The organism is Desulfomarina sp. (genome assembly GCF_054039375.1).
This window is the reverse complement of the sequence record NZ_JBPLBA010000230.1, coordinates 1-22,289: the sequence shown is the minus strand read 5'-3', so window position 1 is coordinate 22,289 and position 22,289 is coordinate 1. Positions and strand designations below refer to the sequence as shown.

Here is a 22,289-nt window from a genome sequence, read left to right as displayed (position 1 = left end):
GTCAGGTTATACTGAAGAAATTGAGATAGGCCAGGCGGGCAATGGTCAGGAAGACAACGGTGAGAAAGAGAGGTCTGATAAAGGCTGTCCCTCTGCTGATTGCCATCCCTGATCCGATTCGGGCGCCTATGATCTGGCCGACGGCCATGGTCAGGCCGACTGACCAGATGATATTACCGCCGATAATAAACCAGGTGAGTGCGACAATATTACTGGTAAAATTCATGATCTTTGTATAGCCGGTGGCCCGTGTCATATTGAAACCGGCAAAAAACATGAAGGCCACCGTCCAGAACGAGCCGGTTCCCGGGCCGAAAAAACCATCGTAAAATCCGAGGAGCAGGCCAAACAGGGCGTGGAACAGAAGTGGCCGCATTATGGCGGGAGTGTCTTTACGGCCCAGGTCTTTGGAAAGAAGGGTATGGAAAAAGACAAGGAGCAGCAGGACCGGAATCAGTGGTTGAATAAAAGATGGATCCAGCGATTGAACAAGCATGGCACCGCCACTGGCACCGATGAGGGTGAACAGCATTCCCGGCAGTGCCTTTTTGAGAGAGATCTGTTTATTGGAGATATAGTTCCAGGCGGCTGACAGGGTGCCGAAGCTTCCCTGGAGTTTATTGGTGCCCAGTGCAATCTGGGGCGGCAGGCCGACGAAGAGAAGGGCCGGCAGGGCAATAAGACCTCCTCCTCCTGCGACTGAATCGATAAAACCGGAAAGCAGGCCGACTAAAAGCAGTGTGAGCAGAACGGTCGATGAAATATCAATTGATTCCATGGCAGGGGAAAACTCCTTGCTCGATTTCGTACACGGCAGGGTTGCCGGAGATTAAAGATTCAATAACTGAAGTGCTTCCAGACTGTAAGCCATTGTTTTTCATTTTCTGAAACACAGAAATGGTGGTTTTGTGCTTTAGGGGCAGTCGCAGCAAACACGTGGAGAACAGAATAAATCCGCTTTACAAAATTGGCAACTTTTGTTTGCCTTGTTTCAGTTACGCTATATATTTTCTAGTGTCTGTCCATAGTTGGTTTTTGGGCCCGATATCTGCGTTGCCTTAAAAATTTTATCCTCGGAGGTAAGCGTAGACTCCGATATCAATTATATGCCTGGGGTAAAATTTCCCGTGCGCCTTGATCTCGAACAAAAATTCTTATTTCTGGACAGACACTTTCTAATTATTTACTTGATTACCCATGAAATTCAGCCGAATTGTGGATGTGCCTGCTTTATCAGGCTGAGTTTTGTACGATATAAGGTAATTACTCACAGGCACCCCAGCTTTTCACGGTCTCTTTTGTCCACATAGGTAGGCTATAGCGAACAAAAGAGCCTGCAAAAATCTGCGGCACCTGTGAGCAATTACAGTTCAGATGTAATAAAATCATATAATTGCTACCCCTGTGAGTAGTTACGATATAAGAATATATTTAATGCAGCAGAGGTGCCAGGCCACCTTGAAAAATAATTTCTCTGTGAGCTGAAGTGAAAAATAAAGATGAAACAATAAATAAAACGGCAAACGAGATCATCCTGGAATCGATTTCCGACGGGGTCTTTACTGTTGATCATAACTGGCGGATAATGACATTCAACCGGGCGGCCGAGGAGATAACCGGCACAAGCCGCAGCGAAGCAATCGGTCGCTACTGCTGGGAAGTCTTTCGTTCCAATATGTGCGAAGGTGATTGTGCTCTCAAGAGGACCATGAAGGAGGGAAAATCCTTTGTCAGCAGTTCGACTTATATTATAAATAACAAGCAGAAACGGGTGCCTATCTCTGTTTCGACATCACCTCTAAGGGACGAATCAGGTGTGGTACTGGGGGGAGTGGAGACCTTCAGGGACCACAGTCTGGTTGAAGAGTTACGGCGGGAACTGGAAGGCAGTTATCAGCTTGCCGATATGGTGAGCCGCAGTGAGGAGATGAAAAAGATTTTTGCGATTCTGCCCCAGGTTGCCAGAAGTGATTCAACGGTTTTAATTGAAGGTGAAACGGGAACGGGTAAGGAACTGCTGGCTGCCGCCATCCACAATTTATCACTGAAAAAGGCTGAGCCTTTTGTGGCCATAAACTGTGGTGCTCTGCCGGACAGCCTTCTGGAATCTGAACTTTTCGGTTATAAGGCAGGGGCTTTTACAGGGGCTGAAAAGGATAAGAAAGGTTTTTTTGGTTCTGCCGGGGAAGGGACGATTTTTCTTGATGAAATAGGGGACACCAGTGGGGCCTTTCAGGTGCGGCTGCTTCGGGTTCTGCAGGAAAAAGAATATCAGCCCCTGGGGAGTGTGGAAAAGATCAGGACGGCTGCGCGGGTTATTACCGCCACTAACCGTGATCTGTCAAAGATGGTGAAGAATGGAGATTTCCGCCGTGATCTTTTTTACCGAATCAATATTATCAGTTTCCGGCTGCCTCCCTTAAGAGAACGGATCGAGGACGTCCCCCTCCTGATTGAACGATTTATAAAAAAAATGAATCGTATCAAGGGAAAGAGTGTTTCGGGTGTGGATCGGGAAGTGATGACCTTTCTTATGGCCCACGATTATCCCGGTAATATCCGTGAGCTGGAGAACATTATTGAACATGGCTTCGTTCTCTGCTCAGAAGGCGAAATAAACAGATCCCACCTTCCCGCCTATCTGGTTCAAAAAAAGGAGAGTATCCCGGAACAGATTCCTTCTTCAGTTCGTGAGGCAACTGGAATGACCGAAAAGGCGCGAATCATGGAAGCCCTGAAAAACAACAGATATAATCGGCTGGCTGCGGCAAAAGAACTGGGTATTCATAAAAGTACCCTGTTTCGTAAACTGAAAAAATATCAGATAACTCTTCCCGGAATTGACGGGAGGACAACACGTTCAGAGTCGCATTGAGAGACTCTGTGCGACCCTATGCGACTGAATGGGTTGCGTTTCTGCGACTCTCAAGTGTTCTTTCCCCCTTCGATTAAAATCCTCTTCTTCTTTCTATCTGAAAATACTGGCAAAAAATATTTCACTGCCTTGGCACTGTAAATGCAATATAACAGGTGCCAGGGAGGAAAATAGATGAAGGTAGCCATTACAGTATGGGGAAACCGGATTTCTCCGGTATTTGATTCCGCCCGGACCCTGTTGATTGCTGAGGTTGAGGGGGACGAGATCATTGACAGGCGAGTTGAACGGATGGATACCACCCTGTTCAGCCGGGTGCTGGAGCTTCTGGAAAGCCTGGATGTTGATGTTCTGATCTGCGGTGCCCTGTCAATGGGAACGGCTGCTCTCTTTGACGCCATCCGGATAGAGGTCATTCCTTTTCTTACCGGAGATGCGGAAGAAATTTTATCTCTCTATGTGGATGGTGAAGACCTGGCCGATTTTACCATGCCGGGATGTCCGCGCAGACGATGTTGTCGTGGAAGGAGATGTTCTCCGGGACAGCAGAGGATAGGCCGGTACCGGGAAAACTAGAAGGTCCGGAAAGATGGTATCCAATGGAGGGTGTCAGAGTTTTCGGTGAAAATAAGGAGGTATGATTATGCCAGGATTTGATGGACGTGGCCCGGAAGGACAGGGACCCGCAAGTGGAAGAATGAGAGGCATGTGTCGCAGAACTGATTATTCAGCTTTTGGTCGTTTTGGTGGCGGTCGGGGTATGGGCCGTGGCAGAGGGCTGGGCATGGGAGTATCCGTGCCACGGAGACGTGCAGGTTCCGGAGTTGGCAACAGTCTGGGAGTGGATGATCTCGATCAGTTGAAACAGGAGTATGATGCGGCCAGGGAGACAGTGGAGCAGTTGCGGGAGGAGATAGCCCGCCTGCAGGCTTCTGAATAAGGAAAGAATAGAATCTGAATTCTGAACTGCTGAAATTTGTGGTACTTGAGTAATTCGGCCTCGCAGGATTCAGGGAGGCAAGGTAAGCCGGCTGAAAAAATGGTTTTTCAGCCGGCTCAGGAGGTATAGATGGCACGAATACTGCTTGTGAGCAAGGTTCCTGAGAATTTCGAGGAGTTGGCCGTTGCGCTGCAGAAGAGGGACGGAATTGAGCTGATCAGGGTTGACTCGCAGAAAGAGGCATTGAAAAAGGCAAAAGAGGTTCGGCTGGATGTGGTTGTGGCTGATGACGAGCTGACTGATGGTAGAGGGTTGGATCTTGTATCGAGTCTGATGCAGAACTATCCCCTTATCAACTGTGCTTTAGTGAGTACGCTTGCGCCTGATGATTTTCATGAATTTACAGAAGGTCTAGGAGTGTTTATGCAACTGCCTCCTGCCCCGGCGGAACAGGAAGCCTTGAAAATGCTAGAAATTCTTGATTCCATTGATGCCCTGCTCAAGGCTGAATAAGAGTAAGTATTCACGGGGATACCGGTTTTTCTCGGTCTCTTTTGTCCGTACAGGCAGGTTGAAAAGGTATACAAGAGCCTGCAAAAAACTGTGGTGAGTGAGCAGTTATAGTTCAGAGGCAATAAAATTACAGAATTGTTGCTCCTGTGAGTAGTTACGAATAAGGAGTGTTGTCATGATAATCAGTGTGGCAAGTGGTAAGGGTGGCACCGGAAAGACCACCGTGGCAACCAATCTGGCAGCGGCCCTGGGTCAGGGTGTGCGATTGCTGGATTGCGATGTGGAAGAACCGAATGCCCATCTCTTTCTCAATCCGGATCTGCAGGGTGAGGAAGATGTAACCACTTTTATTCCCGAGATAGATGAAGAGCGGTGCACAGGTTGTAAAAAATGTGCAGAAATATGCAGGTTTCGGGCTCTTGCGGTGGTGGCTGGTAAGGTTCTGGTTTTTCCGGAACTGTGCCATAGCTGCGGCGGTTGTGTGGAAGTCTGTGAAGAGGATGCAGTCCTGGACAGCAGTCGTGTCCTTGGAAGTGTGGAATCCGGAAATGCAGGAGATATTTTGTTTTCCCATGGTCGGCTGAGGGTGGGTGAAGCCATGTCTCCACCGCTCATCAAGGCTGTCCGCCGGGTCGGGGCCAATAATGGAACAACTATTATTGATGCGCCTCCGGGTACATCCTGTCCTGTGATCGCTGCCACCAGGGGAGTGGATTTTGTGCTGATGGTAACGGAACCTACACCTTTCGGGCTCCACGACCTGAAACTGGGGGTGGAGGCTGTCAGGACACTTGGAATTCCCTGCGGACTTGTTATCAATCGTGCAGATATCGGCGATAACGGGGTACGGGAGTATGCTGCCAGGGAAAATATCCCGATTCTGATGGAGATTCCTTTTGAGAGAAAGATTGCGGAGAGTTATTCCAGAGGCAGGCTGATTATTGAGGTGATGCCGGAGTGGAAAGAGAAATTTCGTCAGTTGTACAATCAAATGGAACTCCTTGCACGGAGTTGATGGAGAGTAACCCATGAGAGAACTGGTTATTATAAGCGGTAAGGGGGGGACAGGCAAAACAAGCCTGACAGCGGCTTTTGCCGCCCTGGCTGAAAACAGTGTTTTATGTGATGCCGATGTGGATGCGGCTGATCTGCATTTGCTGCTGGCCCCGGAGGTAAAAAAGCGAGTCGATTTTATGGGTGGCTCCCTTGCCGTAATCAGGCAGGATGATTGTGTGGAATGCGGCAGGTGCCTGGAGCTCTGTAAATTTGAGGCCATCTCCGAAGATTTTGTGGTGGATCCGATTGGTTGTGAAGGGTGCGGTGTCTGTGTTGATCTTTGTCCGGAGGAGGCAATTGATTTTCCGGTTCAGAAATGTGGTGAATGGTTTATCTCGGATACTCGATACGGCACCATGGTCCATGCGCGTCTCGGGATCGCCGAGGAAAATTCAGGTAAGCTGGTAAGCCTTGTGCGTCAGCAGGCAAAAGAAGTTGCCGAGGCGGAGGGCAGAGAGCTGATTCTTACTGATGGCCCACCGGGAATAGGTTGTCCGGTTATTGCGGCCATTGGTGGAGCAACGGCCCTGGTCATCATTGTTGAACCAACTGTTTCCGGGCTTCATGATATGTCCAGGGTGGCTGATCTGGCCAGGCACTTCAAGGTGCCGGGACTTGTCTGTGTCAATAAGTATGATTTGAATACAGAAATGACCTCAAAAATTGAGGATGTGGCAAGAGAGCGAAACATGGAGATTGTTGGTCGAATCCCTTTTGATCCTGAGTTCACCAGAGCCATGGTGGAGGGACAGAATATCCTGGAGTATGTACCCGATTCTGACACTGTCGCAACAGTTCGCTCTGTCTGGAACAGGATTTTGTCATCCCCCGCCATGAATAAGCTGGGGCTGAAGGATTTTTCAAAAACAATCAGGTAAAAAGTAAAACAAGGAGAAAAGAGCATGACAAAGGTACGTATTGCAGTTCCATCTGAAGGTGAAGGCGGTCTTGACGGGAAGCGTGCGGGGCATTTTGGTCACTGTGATGTATTTACCCTGATAGACGTGGAAGATGGTGAAATAAAGGAGGTCTCGATTTTGCCGAACAAGGAGCATGTCCAGGGAGGATGCATGGTGCCCGTCAATCTGCTGGCGGAACATAAGGTTCAGCAGCTTGTAGTGGGTGGAATCGGAATGCGGCCTTTGATGGGCTTCCAGCAGGTGGGAATTGATGTGTATCATGATGCGGAGCGGATTGATATCAGACCGGTGGTGGAGGATATGATCGCCGGTAAGGTTCCGGTTATTCAGAATGATCAGGTTTGTGGTGGTGGAGGCGGTCATTAAGCCCCGCCTGAGCTACTCCATGAAATAGAAGAGGTGAAGTTATGAAAGTTGCGGTTACGGCAAGGGGGGTGACCCTTGATGATGAAGTTGATCCCCGCTTTGGTCGGGCTCCATATATTCTTCTGGTTGATACTGACACCTTTGAGTTTGAGGCTGTGGACAACAGTGAAAATGTCAACGCCTTCAAAGGAGCCGGTATCCAGGCGGCAACCATGGTCAGTGAAAAGGGGGCTGAGGTGCTGCTTACCGGCTACTGTGGCCCCAATGCTTTTAAAACCGTTGATGCTGCCGGGATAAAGGTGGTGAATGATGTGTCGGGAACGGTTCGTGAAGCGGTGGAAAAATTCAAGACCGGTCCCGTGGAGTACAGCACTGGTGCCAATGTGGAAGGACACTGGTAAGAGGATGCTGCCCGGAAGTGATGAGACTTGGGAGTTGAGCAGGGCTGCTTTTTACCGGGAGGAAGAAAAAAAATGAATGATGCCGAATTTGACGCCATCGTCAATAAAATTCAGGAAGAGGTTTTTGCCGAGGCCAGGGATGCCCTTGGAGAAAAAGGTTTTGACAGGTGGCGTAATCCTCGATTCTGTGGGAAAATGATGGATGCCGATGGTTTTGCCAGGGTGAAAGGAAGTTGTGGTGATACCATGGAAATGTATATTAAAGTGGATGGTGAGCGGCTCCGTGAGGTCAGATACACTACCGATGGATGCGGTTCCAGTTCAGTGGCAGGTTCTTTTACGGCGGAACTGGCTACAGGTAAAACCATTGAAGAGGTGTTCGGGTTCAGTGGGGCCGATGTATTAAATGAAATCGGCTCTTTTCCTGAAGCAGAAGAACACTGCGCCTACCTGGCTGTTCAAACTCTTCAGGAGGCTTTGAATACTTATATGGTGGCACAGGCCCAAAAAGTAAAAAGGACCGGAAATTAATGGCTGCCAAACCGGAAGGGACAGTTGATAATATCGAACTGTCCCTTCCGGTTCTGAAAGAACGGTATAGGATTTTGACTGCAGTGAATTGGCTGCAGCGCAGAAATGTTATTTGTATGGATTCATTGTCAGGGTCGGGCAATGAACGCTTTTTAACACCCGTTCCGCGACACTGCCGAGGAGGATTCTTTCCAGACCTCTGGCCCCATGGGTTCCGATGATGACAAGACCAGCGTTTTCATCATCCGCATATTTGACTACTTCTTCAACAATATCTCCCCGTATAACGACACTGTCAATATCCTGTACGACTGACCTGTTGTTTTCAACGATACCGTCAACAGCAATTCTGGCTTTTCTCGCCTGCTCTTCATAAATTGGTTCAAATGAGGGGCTTCCTATCATCATGTCACCCGTGGCGATATTTTCCACAACATGAATAAACCTGATCCCGGCGGAGAATTTTTCCGCAACATAAACAGAAAATTCAACGAGTTTTTTGGTATGACGGTCCAGGTCGACGGGAACAACAATTTTTGTAATATCTTTCATGATTTTCCTCCATGATGCTGAGTTTAGCAGACATATTCAATGTCTAGAATATTGTTTTCCGGACAACTGAAGCCGGTCTAAAAAGATTCTGATTACCCATGAAACTCAGCCTGATAAAACATCCACATCCCCAGACTCACAAATAGCAGGCTGTATTTCGTACGTAATCAGAAAAAAGATTTTATATTTTTATGTGAGTGCCATGGACAGAAACCATGTTTTTCCGTCTGTTTATTACGGGATTACCTGAAGGGTGTATTTCGGCAGGAGCAGGCCAAAGGGAATCAGATATTTTTAATTGCTCTCTGGTAGTTAATACAATATTGCATGAACAGTCTTCTGACAAGCATTGCTCTGGAAAAACAGGTGGGCGGACGGGAAGGATGTGATTAGCTGTAGATCAGTACAAATTGATCATTATTGACACTGATTCGAAGCCGGCCACCATGATTGCGGCCATAGATTTCCCAACCCGGTGCATCGTCAAATTCACACTTCAGACACCGGGGAGAATGGATATCCCGCTCCCTGTCATTCCAGGCAACCAGGGTGGCATATTCATTTTCCACCAGTGCGAGACTATCAGTCATTTTTCGGATTGTGTCGAAATCAGGATTAATCCCTTCGAGGGTTATGTGAATTTTCTGCATACCTCTACTCTTTCACAAGTCGGTGGGTAATTTTCACAGGTACTCTGGATTTTCATAATCTTTTGCCGCATAAGCGGGGCTATGGTGAAAAAGAACCGGTGGAAATATTTGGCACCTGGGAATGGTTACGGGAGAAACCTGTTTCCCCGTGCAACTCAATCCGGCTGAGTTGCACGGACTACTGAAAAACTTTTTAGAAATCCTAGAAATTAAAGACCTTTGCCTCTGCCGCCATGTCGATAAGATGGGGGCCACCATCCAGGGCCATGTTGGAATGAAACTGAGCCTCGTCCAGATTCCTGTTTTTTGCGCAGGGCGTACACACACCGGTCTGCACCTCGTTTTCCACTAGGTAAGGAAGGTAGTCGTTGACACAGTCACCCGTGGTTGTCCGTCGGGAACCATCTTTCTCCTTTACGGCCCAGTCAACACCACCATCGATAAAAAAGAGATTGACCTGGTGACCTTTTGAATGAGCTATTTTAGCGAACTGGAAACAGCGGGTTGCCTTTTCAAAATCGTTGGATCTGAGAACAAAAAGAAAATTTGCCATGGTTTCACCTTGTTGTTTGAAATAGTCTGTTTTTTGGATCCGTAATGGTTTTGTTTTTTGTAATATGTTGAAAAAACGACTGAAATATCAAACTTCCATTCCAGGGACGGGGTCAACCTGAAGATGTCACCTGTTCAGGAGTAATCATTTTGAAGATATGCAAATAACTATACAACCGTGGGGCAGAATTTCAATGAATTGTTGCTGAAACCTTAATCCGCGAGTATTCCATGGTGATCCGCCTGGTTTTTTCAAATTGACGTCATTAGCATGACGTATGTCAATGACCTCATGCCAGTGTACCAAGCATATCCGGTAAAATTGCCAATCCCGCAGGGCAAAGAAAATAAAAAGGCGATACCTCAGAAAAATGAGGTATCGCCCGGAATGGAGCGGGAAACGAGATTCGAACTCGCGACGTCAACCTTGGCAAGGTTGCACTCTACCACTGAGTTATTCCCGCATGAATTTTTCAGGAGTCGATTATTTATCAGATTCTCTTTGTTGAGTCAATGATTTTATATGACTTTTCGTGATAGTAAGAACCCTGTGTTATTATTACCATTGAACTCTATTTTATACTGTTCTGACCGGGTGTCCAATTTTGAATTTTTTTATATTTTCCACGGTCTGGTTTAATATTTCCTCCCGCGCTTCTCTACTGGCCCAGGCAACATGGGGAGTGATGATCAGATTGGGCAGTTGTGCATCAATGAGCGGGTTGGAGTGAACAGGAGGTTCTGCAGTCAGCACATCGGTGGCTGCTCCAGCAAGTTTACCGTTTTTGAGAGCGGCCAGAAGGGCCTCTTCATCGACAATGCCGCCCCTGGCCGTGTTTATCAGGTAGGCAGTCGGTTTCATAAGAGAAAGGATCTCGCCATTTATCAGGTTCCTGGTTTCAGGTGTCAGGGGACAGTGAAGGGTGAGGACATCAAGTTTCGGAGCCAGTTCCCTGAGGGTTGGTCTGGCGGTATCATTGCTGCCCGGACTCCGTCCGATTTCTATCCGCATGCCGAAAGCTCCGGCGAGTTCCGCCACTCTTTTGCCGTTATTACCATAGCCGATAATCCCCATGGTTTTGTTTTTCAGTTCAGCAATCGGATAATCGAGATAACAAAACTGGTCTGCTTTCTGCCAGCGGCCTTGTCTGACACTTTTTTCGTAGGAGAGCAGATTGGTACACAGGGCCAGAAGAGACGCGAAAACATGCTGGGCGACAGAGTCAGTGCCGTATGCCTGGCAATTACAGACTGTGATATTGTGCTTTTTTGCTGCCTCCAAATCCACCACATCGGTTCCCGTGGCAACCAGACAGATCAGCTTAAGAGACCGGCAGTGCTGCAGGTGGCTTCCGTTGATTTTAACTTTGTTGAGAATGACAATCTCAGCGTCTTTTATCCGTTCGATAACTTTTTCTGGAGGAGTTTGACTGTACGGTTGAAAAGAGCAGCACTCTTTGCGTAATGTTTCAAAGGACAGATCGTTCAAGCATCCAGTATCCAGAAAAACAGTTTTCATTTTGGCTATTCCTTGTAATTAATTTACATTTTTCATCAGGTCCGGAGCACGTTCCACCCTGTTTCTTCCATTTTCTTTTGCCCTGTACAGGGCCCGGTCGGCACGATTGATGAAACTGTCCCGGTTTTCCGGTGACTGATAGCAGGCGACTCCAAAACTGGCGGTCTGATTCCATTCGACAGGAAAGTCTGTTTCGGCAATGATTTTCCTTAAATGTTCCGCCATTATTGTGACTCCGTCAAGGTCATTTTCCGGACAGATAATAAGAAATTCCTCTCCACCCCAGCGGCCGGAAATATCACTTTTCCTGATGTTTTCAGAAATGGTTTCCGCAAATCGGCAAAGTACCCTGTCTCCTGTCTGGTGTCCATAGGTATCATTAACCTTTTTGAAATGGTCAATGTCCAGAATCATAATGGACAGGGGTCGGTTGTAACGGTCAATTCGCTCAATTTCTGCAGCCAGTGCATTATTGATGTGTCTCCTGTTGAACAGGCCGGTCAGTTGGTCAGTAATGGAAAGGAGTTCGAGTTTTTCGCTTTTTCTGACCAGTTCCCTGTGCTGAGCGGCAATTTTTCTGTTCAGCTTCATCAGTTTCCTGTTCCAGGCAATGATTAACACAAGAAGGGGAATTGCTGCCGCGGCAGTTTTCCAGAGAATAGTATAATCGAACTGGTGTTCAAATTTCATTACCACCCATTTCTGGTAGACGGAATCGATCTCCTTCTGAGGCAGGGCACGGATAAGCTTGCTCATGATTGAATGGAGCAGGATATCATTTTTTCGGACACCGATACGGATATTGTCGTTAAAACCTGAGTAACCGGCCACCTTGATATTATCCAGCCCCATTTTCCGGATATAGTAAGTTGCAACAGGTAAGGTAATAAGAACAGAATCGAGGTTGGCTGATGACAATTTCCGGAGTCCCTCCTCCACATCTGAAAAGGCAGTAAAACTCACTTTCGGGAACTGTTTCGGAGCCTTTTTCCAGAGGAAACCATCTTTCTCTATACCGACACGTTTGCCGGTGAAATCGCGCAAGCCCTGTATCCATGGGGATGATTCCCGGGTAAAGAGAGCCACTCTGTAGTTGAGATAAGGAATCGTGAAATCCATATACTCGCTTCTGCTGCTGGTAATATTGACCATGGGTATGATGTCACAGAGTCCCGTTTTCACTCCGGTGAGTGATTCGGTCCATGAAGCCGTGGGTGTGACAGTAAAAGGGGTTTGCAGCTGCTCGCTGAATATTTCAAGAAAATCCGCAACCATACCGGTTGCCTGACCGTTTTCTATTCCGGAAAAAGGCAGTCGCCTGGGGGCGATACAGACATTGATTGTCTTCCTGTCGGCAAGATATTCCTCCTCCCGGGGAGTAAGGCCCGCACTTTCCTGTCCAATCTGGCGCCCATGACGACTGAACCATTTGTCTTTCAGTTTTGTCATGTCATCCGGCTGGATCGTTTCCTGAGCTTTTTTCAGGATGTTGAATAAAACAGAGTTCTTTTTTAATACGGCAAAATGCATGGAGGATGTTTTCTGCAGCTCATCATTGTCAATCCAGGATGAGAGCTTCAGGTCTGTGAAACCGAATTTGCGGATAAAGTATGCAGCGATGCCTTCCTGCTCAACCGAGGCAAAAACTTTTCCCTGGTCCACATATTCAAGGGCCTGCCTTGAGCTTGCCACCTCGACTATGTGAACAGCGGGATAATATTTTTTGAAAAACTGAATTGATGACCAGCCTTTTGGCAGAGCAATTATTTTACCTTCAAGCTCCTTGAGATCATTGGTTGTCGGTACATTTTGCCGCAGGATAAGCACATTTTTACTGTGGTAGTAAGGGTCTGAGAAAAAGGCCTTTTTCGCACGCTCCGGGGTTATGCTCAGGGAGTGGAGCAGGTCAATCTTTCCTTCATAAAACATGTGAACTAGCTCGTCCCAGGTGTACCCGTTAATATACCGAAAACGAATTCCTGATCGATCCGAGAGGAGATTCATCATATCTATGCCAAACCCTTCAGGTTTTCCGGAGAGGACAAAATCAAAGGGCGGCCAGTCGAATTCATTGGAAACAGTGATTTCAGGGTGGTTGTTTATCCAGTCTTTTTCTTCTTCCGTCAGGAGAATGGCCGGTGCGGATGACTGTTCATCGGCTGCCCGGCAAATGCTGTGAATAACAGTGACTGAAAGAGGAAAAAACAAGAGAATAAAGGCCAGTATTAGATCGTACCTGAATGAAACAAACTTGAATGCTGGGGACTTTTTCATAAATTTTTTGAGACGGTCTGGTCTTCTCGGAATCCGTGGGTGTTCAATGGTGATGTTTCAGTCTGGATGATTGTTGTACCGTATTTTATAACTTCCGATCCGAAAAAGATACATTGAAGGAAGAGATTTTTTTTATTTCAAAGGGAAAAGTGCCGTTGATAGTTTTAATAATATCCTGATTTGTTGGAATTCCCTGTAGTTCTTGATTGCAAACCAGCCTGGTAATGCTGTCCTGTCCTTTATGCCCAGGTTTTATGGGGGCGCAGAAATAAAATAGCGACAATAGGACCTTGTCAACTTTGTTCTTCGAAAGTATAAATAGCTGTTTTCAGGCTCGGATGGCGGGTTTGCTCTGTATCTGTGGGGCCGGAGTGATATGAATGGTTGAGACGCAGGATGCAGGTTTAGTTTTTTCATTTTATGAAGTGCAGGATTTCAGTGGAATAAAAAGGGGAGCAGTGAGATCTTATACTACGGAGGCCGTGGCGAAATACGGTTGGGCATGAAAAATAAATGTCTGTTAGGGTACTCCTGCAAATGAACCGGCATGGTCGGGTGAAATGACCCAGCCGCAACAAATTAATATAAATCCGAATATGGTGATACGATCTTCAGCTGCGGATTTTCAGATAACAATTATGGATGACTCAGACGAAAAATACTGTACAGGAAACAGTGTCACGGAAGACCGTGTTTTGGAGAAGTTAATGACAATAATCCGGGATTATTATTCAACCAGAAGAGAGGGTCGTTTTCTGGACTATAAACCCCCGGAGGACCTTGCCCGCATTCTGGAGCTTGATAAATCTGATGAAGGTGGTGACTGGGATGAGATTTTCAACTGGGTTGAAAAGTACCTGGCTTACTCCCTGAAAACCCATCATCCTTCATTTGTCAACAGGATGTGGGTGGGAGCCAATCTGCCTTCTATTGTCGGTGAAATTGTAACAGCGGTTAGCAACACGTCTGCCTGTACCTACGAGTCTGCTCCTGTATCCACCCTGATGGAAAAATACATGATTTCCACCATGCTGAAACTGGTGGGTTTTGTCAACGGGGAAGGGCAGATGACCACGGGTTCAAGCAATGCCAATATGATCGCCATGATGGCGGCCAGGAACAGCTGTGGAAAGCGTGTAAAGCATGATGGTTTGTTTGGTCAGAAAAGACTCTTCGGTTTCGTTGGGGCCGATGCCCATTATTCCATGGACAAGGCGGCCAATATTCTCGGGATCGGGATAAATCAGCTGGTGAAAATACCTTTGAACGCCAGAGGAGAGATGGAAATTACCGAATTAGAACGGAGGCTTAATGGAGTCATGGCCGAAGATGGTATTCCTTTTTTTGTCGCTGCCACGGCAGGCACAACAGTCAGGGGGGCATACGATCCCATTGAGCCGCTTCTGAAACTGAGGGACAAATACCATTTCTGGCTCCATGTTGATGGAGCCTGGGGCGGTGCTGCAGTGATGAGTGAAAAGCTGCGGAAACGCTATCTTGCCGGTCTGGAATATGCCGATTCATTTACATGGGATTTCCATAAAATGCTGGGGGCGGCTCTCATGTGCAATATCCTGTTGATCAATAACCGGAGCCACACGTTCGGAACGGTGCTCGCGGCAGGAGACGGCAGCTATCTCTTCAGGGATGAACATGAAAATGAAGTGGAGGACCTGGGGACAGTTTCCCTTCAGTGCGGTCGGCGGGTTGACAGCCTGAAGTGGTTTCTTGACTGGAAATATTTTGGTCGGAAAGGATTTGAAAAACGGATTGAGAACTACCTGGAACTGTGTGAATACGCTGAGCAGTGGATAGAAAAGAGTCCGGAGCTAGAACTGGTTGTGCCGCGAACATCGTTTAATGTCTGTTTCAGGTTCAAGGTGAACCCGGTCCGGAATAACAGCTTTAACCTGGAATTGAGAACTCGTCTCTACAGACAGGGTAAAAGCCTGGTTGGTATTGCTTATATCGACGGAAATCTGATCCTCAGGCTTTTGATCACCAATTCTGCTTCAAACAGGCAGGATATTGATGATTTTTTCAGCACCCTGGTGGAAACAGGTCAGGCAATTCTGCAGGAAGGATGGAATGAAAATATGTGAGTATTCCATTTCTGGCTGAAATAAGACCTGGGAGGTTAAAATGGTTCGGATGGTTTTAATATTCTGGTGTATTGCCTCCTGTCTTCGCCGCCGGGTGTCGCCTCAGCTTTTTTTTCAGTTGAACAGTGAATATTTTAATCCCGGAAAAAATATTTTCTCAAAACTTGATATGGACAGGGTTATTCCTGACCGCTGGCGTCTCAGACAGATTGAAGACGATGGTCATGTTGTGCCTGAAATGCCTGTTTTCCTGAAACCGGAATGGGGGCAGAATTCTCACGGGATTTATCTTATACAGACTGACCACGATTTGGAAACCGCAAGGCGAAAGAGGCGGGTGAAAAAAACATCTTACCTTTTTCAGGAAGCGGCCAGGGAAAAAAGAGAATTTGAGATTTTCTATATACGATCGGCAATGGACAACAGTCGTTTTGCCATGCTGTCCATCACTGAAGTGAAAAACAGCAGTCATGCCGATCTCTATATTAACGGAGTGCATAATGCGGACTCCAGTTACCACGATATAACGGGGGATTTCAGTGCAGAGGAGCAGCAGCGCCTCTGGTCAATGTTAAAGGGTATCGGCAGGTTCAGAATCGCAAGAGTGGGAGTGCGGGCCAATTCCAGGAGTGAATTGCTGGCCGGAATTTTTCATATTATTGAGATTAATATTTTCCTGCCGTTGCCACTTTTTCTTCTGGACAGAGAAATAAGCTGGACCAGAAAACACAGGTTTATCAGGAAAAGTATGACGATTGCGGCAGATCTTATTGCCCATCTTCCCGCCAGAAAGAAACGTCGGGCCATCTTTTTCAGGCAGCTTATTGCCCATTACAGGGTGAAAGGATATTGAAATCAAAAAAATAATTTACAGATGGATCGAAAAGAAATTTCTTGGAGGATGCAGCCATTACAACTCTCTTGAGGTCAGGAAACGCTGCAGATCGAAACTTCAGGCCAGAAGAGTATTTGAACGTCATGGTATTCCCCATGCGAAGGGAACCGTTTTTTTCAGTCCCCTGAAAGCATTTAAATTCTCTGCTGAACACGGTTTCCCCCTGGTTGTTAAACCGAATGTTAGCGGCTTTTCCCGCGGCAGTCATTTTCCAATCACCAGTAACAGGGAACTCCTGAACGCCATGATACGGGCAAGGATCTGGTGGCCGTTTTCAGTCGTGGAACAGTTTCTGGAAGGGAAAAATTACAGAATTCTGGTTGTCAGGGAAGGGATCATGTCGGTTATTCGCAGGTACCCTCCCTTTGTTGACGGGGACGGCAGTTCTACAATAGGTGAATTGATTGACAGGGAGAATGCAGTGCGGAAAAAAATGGGTCTTTTTCCGGTTATACATCCCATCCCAAAAGACAGGCGGATAAAATCCTGGCTGAAAAAAAAGGAAATGAGTCTTGAATCCATTCCTGAAAAAGGTGTTCGGGTTCCGTTGTTCAACAGGATCGCCCTTGCTCCGGGCGGGGTTGTGGAAATAATTGACAAGGACACCCTGCCGCAAGAAAACCGACAACTGTTTGAAACCATACTTGATTACTTTGACGCCAATATTCTCGGTATTGACGCAATTTTCAAGGAAGGCATCGAGAAAAGCTATCGGGATCAGCAATGTATTCTTCTGGAAGTCAACTCCAGGCCATACCTGAAAATGCATGATTTTCCAAGGTTCGGTGAAGCTGAAGATCTGAGTCCGTTTTATGACAGGCTCAACAGTCTTGAAATTGCAGAACAGGATGTTTTCTGAGATGGGTGGGCGCACCTACTATCTTTTCCTCGGCTTTCATGGTTTTCTCCTGGGTCTTTTTCCGTTTTTTCTGCCCGTTTACCTCTATAAAGTAAATAATTCTTTTGCGATTGTCGCTCTTTTTGTCTCTATGACAGGGGTGGGGTTTACTCTTTCCCTGTGGGGCTGGGAGAGAGTGTTTCGTTTCGGTCTGTTCCGGATGATTGTTGTTTCCCTGTTCCTGGAACTGTTCCTGGTATCTGCGGTTTTTCTTCACGTGAATCTTGTGGCTGTGGCACTTATAAATGGAGCCTATTCCTGCTTTTACTGGATGATTCAGCGGGTGCTCTTTCTGTCACGCAGTACTGATGGGAATTCAGGCCTCCTGTTCGGGAACTTCCAGATCTTTGTGGCCCTGGTCCTGAAAGCGGGAATTTTCGCCGGCAGTCTGTTGCTTGAGGATTTCGGCCTGTCGACAATCTGTCTGCTTTCCCTGGTTATAGTCCTCCTGGCATTAGTATCGTTTTGCAGGCAGGCTAAAGAAGACATAAATTTTCCAGAGGCTTTGCGCAGCGAAAAAAGAATGACAATGGGTGAAGCCATTGTTTTCAGAGACAAATTATATTCCCGCTTGGTTTTCGTGATCGACGGGATTTTTCTTTACCTGGAAAGCTATTTCTGGCTGATCACTCTTTTTCTGATTGTCGGGGGAAGTTTTGTGAAACTGGGGATAGTGGTTATTCTCCTGGCGCTGGTGCTGGCTGTAATCTTTATTCTCATAAAAGAACGCATAGATCAACTGGACGGCGGTCGGGTGTATGGGAGTGCTGTTTTTCTTTATGCTTTTTCATGGGGCTTGAGGGGGTGGTTGTCTGAAAATATGTCTTCCTGGATGCAGGCAGGTATTATTGTTCTGGTTGCTTTCTGCACCTCGTTTTTTCGTCTGTCTTTCAATAAGAAATTTTTTGATTATGCCAGGGCGATGGGCGGGTACAGATATCTTTTTCTGAAAAGTGTTTATTCTCAGTTTTTTATTGCTGTTTTCTTTCTGTTTCTTTCCCTGTTCCTTTACAGTGTTCAGTTTGGAGTTACAGTTTTGCCGATTTTATACGGTTGTGCTGCTTTCTGTTCTTTTTTTTATCTGTTGTATGGCGTGGAAGAAATATCTTGAGGCTCTTTTGAAAAGTTGCTATTTTCCGCGATTATTGAAGTGTCCAGGTTTTTACCAGAAAATAACCGCGAAGCTGTCACGGATTTAAGATAAAATCATAACAATCAACAGGCTCTCCATGGGAAATTCATTGCAGGATCAGTTTCTGAAACTGGGACTGGTTGATAAAAAGAAAGTCAACACTATAAAGAAGCAGAAGCATCGCAAAAAAAAGAAGCAGAGGGCTGGGCAACAGTCTGTTGATGAAAATGCTCTTCTTGCAAAGGCTGCTCTGGAAAAAAAACAGGCCAGGGCCAGGGAACTCAACCGTCAACGGGAAGAGAAACTGAAAAAAAGAGAGACAGCAGCGGCTATCCGGCAGATGATAACCGCCGGTATGCTGGAAAAAGATGAGTCGGGAATACAATACAGGTTTAATGCCGGAGGGAAGATACAGCGTATCTTTGTCAATACGGATATGGCTGACAGACTGTCATCGGGGAAACTGGCAGTAGTCATGCTTGGCGATAAGTATGAGGTTGTTCCGAGAAATATCGCCGAAAAAATCCTGAAACTGGATAAAACAGTTTTTGTTCTGCTCAATAGTCCGGAACAGGAACAGAAAAATGATGATGATCCCTATGCGGAATACGAAGTGCCTGACGATCTCGTGTGGTAGCAGGATAATTGCTCACAGGCACTCCGGTTGATCACGGTCTCTTTTATCCGTACAGGCAGGCTATAGTGAACAAAAGAGCCTGAAAAATCTGTGGAACCTGTGAGGAATTACGTAGCAGGAATAGTTTTTTATTTTACACCAATTGTCGGAGTCAGTTTGAGCTGCAGGCGGTCTTTTCTGACCATGATATCGGTGATTTTTGTGGCAATAACAACAGTTTTTGACCCGGTTCTGGCGATAAGCGGGTCAAGTTCCTGCATTGTGATCGGGAATTCACGGCCATTGAGGAGTCCGATCAGGGCTTTGCCGATTTCTCCGTTTCGCCCATCACCTTTTGCCGACACGGTATTGATGACGGGTTTTATATAGAGAATCTGTTTTGCCGCATCAAACCGGAGTGCGGCATTGGCCCTGAAGTCTATTTCCACTGAACCGACTTTTAATTTTATTTCATGTCCTGCGATTTCCGTGAGAAAGGCAAGATTATTCCCTGCCAGATGCAGTCGACAGGCAAGATGCCGGTTGCTTAACTGCAGTTCGCTGATATTCAGGATTGTAATATCCCCGCGAATATTCTTTGAATGGGCATCAATATTCAGGGGGAGCATAGCGGTGATGGCTCTGGCGATTACTGTTTCCGGAATATCCAGGGTGATGTACTGGTTTGTACCTGCGTGGCTGAAAACGGGCAGGCAGAGCAGGTAGATGATGAGGTAGAAGAGAATTTTTCGCATTGATCGCTTGAGTTAATGACTCGGTTGGTAATTATCTTTTTTTCGAAATTGAGATAGTAATACCGAGTGCAGCACTAAAGCGCAAGCCATAAAAAGACCGATAACTGATGCAAGATCACGGTGGTCCCGGTGGAGGTGGTAGTGGGAAACCTGAACTGTTGATGGGTTGACAAACCTCCCCTGGAAAGAGACTCTTCCTGACTTTATCGGCTGTCTGCCTGTGACATGGATCATTTCTCCGGAAAAAGTCCTCAGGATTTTGCTACCGCTGAAATAGTGGGCTCTGTCAAATTTAACCTGCTTGCCGGGTCGATTATTATATTCACGCAGGGTGTGGATATAATAACAGTCCAGTTTTTCAACGTTGTTCATGAACAGGATAGGTCCCAGCAGGTAAAAGAGGAAAAGGATGGTGGCAACCAGTGCCCTTACTCCACGTGGGTGCCGGAGCGACATGGTCTTATTCACAGCTTCTCTCCAGTAGACAATCATGAAGAAAAGACCGAAACAGGTGAATAAAAGTATGAGAAGGTGTTCCGGCCAGAGGAAATTAAACCGGGTCATCTTCCAGGAAAACGGAGCAAAAAGGTGGACCCCGTTTCCCCATTTTATCTGTATTGCGTCAAGGAGGAGATGGAACAGGCAGTTGGCTGCGAGTATGAAAAAGATCATCAGCGGGCTGCGGGTCATCTGGGCAACAGCTCCCGAGAGCAGCAGGCAGAAGAGAAGACTGGCCTGTGTCATGCAGTAAAGACGCAGGTCATATGGGTTGATGGGAGTGACTGCCAGGAGTATTTTAAGAACTATCCACGGGATATCAGGGATGATACAGCCGGCGATAATCCATCTTATATCAATGCCATGATCAAGAAAACGGCCCAGACCGCCCTGGATTCCTATATGACAGAGTGTGTTTGGCAAAACTGGATGCCAGTGTTAATATTTTAACTTAAATCGTAATTGCTCACAGGTACCCCAGCTTTTCACGGTCTCTTTTGTCCGCATAGGTAGGTAAAAGCGAACATAAGAGCCTGCAAAAATCTGCGGCACCTGTGAGCAATTACAGTTCAGATGTAATAAAATCATATAATTGTTACCCCTGTGAGTAGTTACCTTAAATCGAGTAATTACCATTATTGTAGCCAATAGATCTTTTCTTATCAAGCAGGAAACAGGAGAGGGGTGAAGGTGTGGAACTGACATTGACCGTAGCAGCAGACTGTCTTCTGAGCGGAATCGATTTTGACTTTGAGCAGGAATTGAAAAAACGGCTGACAATTGAGAATCCACAGTATATTGCGGCCAGAAAATATGGTCGCTGGATAGGAAAAAAACTCAAACCCCAATTGAAATATTATGAACCTGTTCCGGGGGGGCTTCGTTTTCCCAGGGGATTTGCCAATCAGGCTGTTCTGCTGTGCCGTCGTCTTCTCGGCCGTGACCCGGAAATAATTGACAGGCGAAGATTGCTGGCGGAAATTGATTTCTCTTTCCGGGGGGAACTGCGATCCTATCAGCAGGTTGCAGTTGATGCGGCAAGGGAAAAATCCTTTGGTGTTATTGAATCCGGGACCGGCAGTGGTAAAACTGTTATGGCTCTTGCCCTGATTGCCGTCCGCAGGCAGCCGACCCTTGTCGTGGTGCACAGTAAGGAATTGCTTTACCAGTGGAAGGAACGCACGGAACAGTTTCTCTCCTGTGAAGTCGGCCTGGTCGGGGATGGCAGGTTTTCCCTGGGTCCTTTGACCATCAGCATCGTCAACAGTGCAAGAAAAAGAATTGATGAGCTGGTTGAGCAGTTTGGTCATCTGGTTGTTGATGAGTGTCATCGTGTTCCTGCAACATTGTTTACTGATGTGGTCTCCCGGTTTGACTGCCACTATCTCCTTGGTCTTTCCGCTACTGCTTTTCGGAGTGACGGTGAGATGACCAGGTTGATTTATTTTTTCATGGGAGATCGGATCCACCGGGTTGATTCCCATGAACTTAAAGCAAGTGGTGCTGTTTTAAAACCGGAAATAATCAGAAAAAGCACCTCTTTTCAATATGGTTATCGCGGGAATTATCCTGCCATGATCAAGGCGTTGACCCGCCACGAAGGAAGAAACAGGCAAATTCTGAACGATATTATTGCCGTGGTGAGAGAGCAGGAAGGTGCCACCTGTCTGGTTGTTTCCGATCGGGTGGCTCATTGCCGTTTCTTTGAGGAAAAACTCAAGGCCGAGGGTATCAACGTGAAACTTCTTACCGGAACAATTTCCGCCGAAGAACGTATGAAAATCGTAGATAATGTTCAGAAAGGCAGGGTGGAAGTACTGGTTTCCACCCTGCAGCTTATCAGTGAAGGATTTGACTGTCCCGGTCTTTCCACCCTTTTTCTGACCACGCCCATTGCATTCGAGGGTCGTCTTCTCCAGGTTATCGGCCGAATAATGCGGCCGGCGAAAAATAAACGGGCCCGGGTTTTTGACTACGTGGATGATAATATTCCCGCTCTGCGGCGTTCTGCCGATGCCAGAGGACTGGTGTTGTCGGAACTCTGAACCCAATGTCGTTAACTCAGGCGATAATTCCCATTCTGACCTTGTCCGAGGGACGCCATAAACCCGTCCCCGGGGGCTTGACTGCAGCCGTCCTGGCTGCAGACACCCTCGGCCAAGTCAGAATGGGACTTTCCTGAACTATCTTGTCCTTAAGTTAATGACATTGACTCTGAACCTGCGGAAGATGGAATTTTGAACG

Annotated in this window: 24 protein-coding genes and 1 tRNA gene; 16 read left to right on the top strand and 9 right to left on the bottom strand. The window is 46.8% G+C overall.

Annotation, left to right across the window (positions count from 1 at the left end):
• Position 1 precedes the first annotated feature (1 nt).
• Entirely contained in the window at positions 2 to 778 is a 777-nt protein-coding gene (locus tag ACXLDX_RS12905) for a TSUP family transporter (protein ID WP_457577597.1), read from the bottom strand.
• 708 nt (positions 779 to 1,486) lie between these two features.
• Between ACXLDX_RS12905 and ACXLDX_RS12900 the strand changes: the two genes are divergently transcribed.
• The 9 genes from ACXLDX_RS12900 (at position 1,487) to ACXLDX_RS12860 (ending at position 7,602) form a co-directional block, all read left to right on the top strand.
• The gene (locus ACXLDX_RS12900; protein ID WP_457577596.1) at positions 1,487 to 2,875 is read left to right on the top strand and encodes a sigma-54 interaction domain-containing protein; all 1,389 of its coding nucleotides are present in this window, start codon (positions 1,487 to 1,489) and stop codon (positions 2,873 to 2,875) included.
• A gap of 174 nt (positions 2,876 to 3,049) precedes the next feature.
• Positions 3,050 to 3,451, top strand: a complete 402-nt coding sequence (locus ACXLDX_RS12895; RefSeq protein WP_457577595.1) for a NifB/NifX family molybdenum-iron cluster-binding protein — start codon at positions 3,050 to 3,052, stop codon at positions 3,449 to 3,451.
• A gap of 67 nt (positions 3,452 to 3,518) precedes the next feature.
• Entirely contained in the window at positions 3,519 to 3,815 is a 297-nt protein-coding gene (locus tag ACXLDX_RS12890) for a DUF5320 domain-containing protein (RefSeq protein WP_457577594.1), read from the top strand.
• Positions 3,816 to 3,944: 129 nt separating this feature from the next.
• Positions 3,945 to 4,328: a hypothetical protein gene (locus ACXLDX_RS12885; protein ID WP_457577593.1), complete on the top strand. Its 384-nt coding sequence runs from the start codon at positions 3,945 to 3,947 to the stop codon at positions 4,326 to 4,328.
• A 175-nt stretch (positions 4,329 to 4,503) separates the two neighbouring features.
• Positions 4,504 to 5,343: an ATP-binding protein gene (locus ACXLDX_RS12880; protein WP_457577592.1), complete on the top strand. Its 840-nt coding sequence runs from the start codon at positions 4,504 to 4,506 to the stop codon at positions 5,341 to 5,343.
• Positions 5,344 to 5,356: 13 nt separating this feature from the next.
• The gene (locus ACXLDX_RS12875) at positions 5,357 to 6,262 is read left to right on the top strand and encodes an ATP-binding protein (protein WP_457577591.1); all 906 of its coding nucleotides are present in this window, start codon (positions 5,357 to 5,359) and stop codon (positions 6,260 to 6,262) included.
• Positions 6,263 to 6,286: 24 nt separating this feature from the next.
• Entirely contained in the window at positions 6,287 to 6,670 is a 384-nt protein-coding gene (locus tag ACXLDX_RS12870; RefSeq protein WP_457577590.1) for a NifB/NifX family molybdenum-iron cluster-binding protein, read from the top strand.
• Between the two features lie 41 nt (positions 6,671 to 6,711).
• The gene (locus ACXLDX_RS12865; RefSeq protein WP_457577589.1) at positions 6,712 to 7,071 is read left to right on the top strand and encodes a NifB/NifX family molybdenum-iron cluster-binding protein; all 360 of its coding nucleotides are present in this window, start codon (positions 6,712 to 6,714) and stop codon (positions 7,069 to 7,071) included.
• Between the two features lie 72 nt (positions 7,072 to 7,143).
• The gene (locus ACXLDX_RS12860) at positions 7,144 to 7,602 is read left to right on the top strand and encodes an iron-sulfur cluster assembly scaffold protein (RefSeq protein ID WP_457577588.1); all 459 of its coding nucleotides are present in this window, start codon (positions 7,144 to 7,146) and stop codon (positions 7,600 to 7,602) included.
• Between the two features lie 108 nt (positions 7,603 to 7,710).
• On the opposite strand, the gene ACXLDX_RS12855 is transcribed toward ACXLDX_RS12860, so the two are convergent.
• From ACXLDX_RS12855 to ACXLDX_RS12830, 6 genes are all read right to left on the bottom strand, one after another.
• A complete protein-coding gene (locus ACXLDX_RS12855) occupies positions 7,711 to 8,154 on the bottom strand; it encodes a universal stress protein (RefSeq protein WP_457577587.1) in 444 nt (147 codons plus the stop codon).
• Between the two features lie 389 nt (positions 8,155 to 8,543).
• Entirely contained in the window at positions 8,544 to 8,804 is a 261-nt protein-coding gene (locus ACXLDX_RS12850) for an AF1514 family protein (protein ID WP_457577586.1), read from the bottom strand.
• 202 nt (positions 8,805 to 9,006) lie between these two features.
• On the bottom strand, positions 9,007 to 9,357 hold the full coding sequence (locus ACXLDX_RS12845; RefSeq protein WP_457577585.1) for a DsrE family protein: 351 nt from the start codon (positions 9,355 to 9,357) through the stop codon (positions 9,007 to 9,009).
• A gap of 388 nt (positions 9,358 to 9,745) precedes the next feature.
• A tRNA-Gly gene (locus tag ACXLDX_RS12840) sits at positions 9,746 to 9,820 on the bottom strand.
• Between the two features lie 113 nt (positions 9,821 to 9,933).
• Positions 9,934 to 10,875, bottom strand: a complete 942-nt coding sequence (locus ACXLDX_RS12835; protein ID WP_457577584.1) for a D-2-hydroxyacid dehydrogenase — start codon at positions 10,873 to 10,875, stop codon at positions 9,934 to 9,936.
• Positions 10,876 to 10,893: 18 nt separating this feature from the next.
• Entirely contained in the window at positions 10,894 to 13,149 is a 2,256-nt protein-coding gene (locus ACXLDX_RS12830) for a transporter substrate-binding domain-containing diguanylate cyclase (protein ID WP_457577583.1), read from the bottom strand.
• 638 nt (positions 13,150 to 13,787) lie between these two features.
• Between ACXLDX_RS12830 and ACXLDX_RS12825 the strand changes: the two genes are divergently transcribed.
• The 5 genes from ACXLDX_RS12825 (at position 13,788) to ACXLDX_RS12805 (ending at position 18,813) form a co-directional block, all read left to right on the top strand.
• Entirely contained in the window at positions 13,788 to 15,251 is a 1,464-nt protein-coding gene (locus tag ACXLDX_RS12825) for a pyridoxal phosphate-dependent decarboxylase family protein (protein ID WP_457577582.1), read from the top strand.
• Between the two features lie 40 nt (positions 15,252 to 15,291).
• Positions 15,292 to 16,104, top strand: coding sequence for a hypothetical protein (locus ACXLDX_RS12820; RefSeq protein WP_457577581.1), 813 nt, complete (start codon positions 15,292 to 15,294; stop codon positions 16,102 to 16,104).
• A 286-nt stretch (positions 16,105 to 16,390) separates the two neighbouring features.
• Positions 16,391 to 17,005, top strand: a complete 615-nt coding sequence (locus ACXLDX_RS12815) for a hypothetical protein (RefSeq protein WP_457577580.1) — start codon at positions 16,391 to 16,393, stop codon at positions 17,003 to 17,005.
• On the top strand, positions 16,995 to 18,155 hold the full coding sequence (locus tag ACXLDX_RS12810; protein ID WP_457577579.1) for a hypothetical protein: 1,161 nt from the start codon (positions 16,995 to 16,997) through the stop codon (positions 18,153 to 18,155). The genes ACXLDX_RS12815 and ACXLDX_RS12810 overlap by 11 nt, the downstream gene beginning before the upstream one ends.
• 118 nt (positions 18,156 to 18,273) lie before the next feature.
• Entirely contained in the window at positions 18,274 to 18,813 is a 540-nt protein-coding gene (locus ACXLDX_RS12805) for a DUF2058 domain-containing protein (protein ID WP_457577578.1), read from the top strand.
• 128 nt (positions 18,814 to 18,941) lie between these two features.
• Here the strand turns inward: ACXLDX_RS12805 and ACXLDX_RS12800 are convergent, their stop codons facing one another.
• Both ACXLDX_RS12800 and ACXLDX_RS12795 read right to left on the bottom strand, forming a co-directional pair.
• Positions 18,942 to 19,547 carry a hypothetical protein gene (locus tag ACXLDX_RS12800; protein WP_457577577.1) on the bottom strand — a complete coding sequence of 202 codons (606 nt, stop codon included), beginning with the start codon at positions 19,545 to 19,547 and terminating at the stop codon, positions 18,942 to 18,944.
• Between the two features lie 12 nt (positions 19,548 to 19,559).
• Positions 19,560 to 20,468: a metal-dependent hydrolase gene (locus tag ACXLDX_RS12795; protein WP_457577576.1), complete on the bottom strand. Its 909-nt coding sequence runs from the start codon at positions 20,466 to 20,468 to the stop codon at positions 19,560 to 19,562.
• A gap of 269 nt (positions 20,469 to 20,737) precedes the next feature.
• Here ACXLDX_RS12795 and ACXLDX_RS12790 point away from each other — a divergent pair, with 269 nt between their 5' ends.
• Together ACXLDX_RS12790 and ACXLDX_RS12785 are read left to right on the top strand one after the other, a co-directional pair.
• Complete coding sequence (locus tag ACXLDX_RS12790; protein ID WP_457577575.1) at positions 20,738 to 22,090, top strand: DEAD/DEAH box helicase; 1,353 nt, start codon at positions 20,738 to 20,740, stop codon at positions 22,088 to 22,090.
• Positions 22,091 to 22,095: 5 nt separating this feature from the next.
• Entirely contained in the window at positions 22,096 to 22,227 is a 132-nt protein-coding gene (locus ACXLDX_RS12785; protein ID WP_457577574.1) for a hypothetical protein, read from the top strand.
• Positions 22,228 to 22,289: the final 62 nt, after the last annotated feature.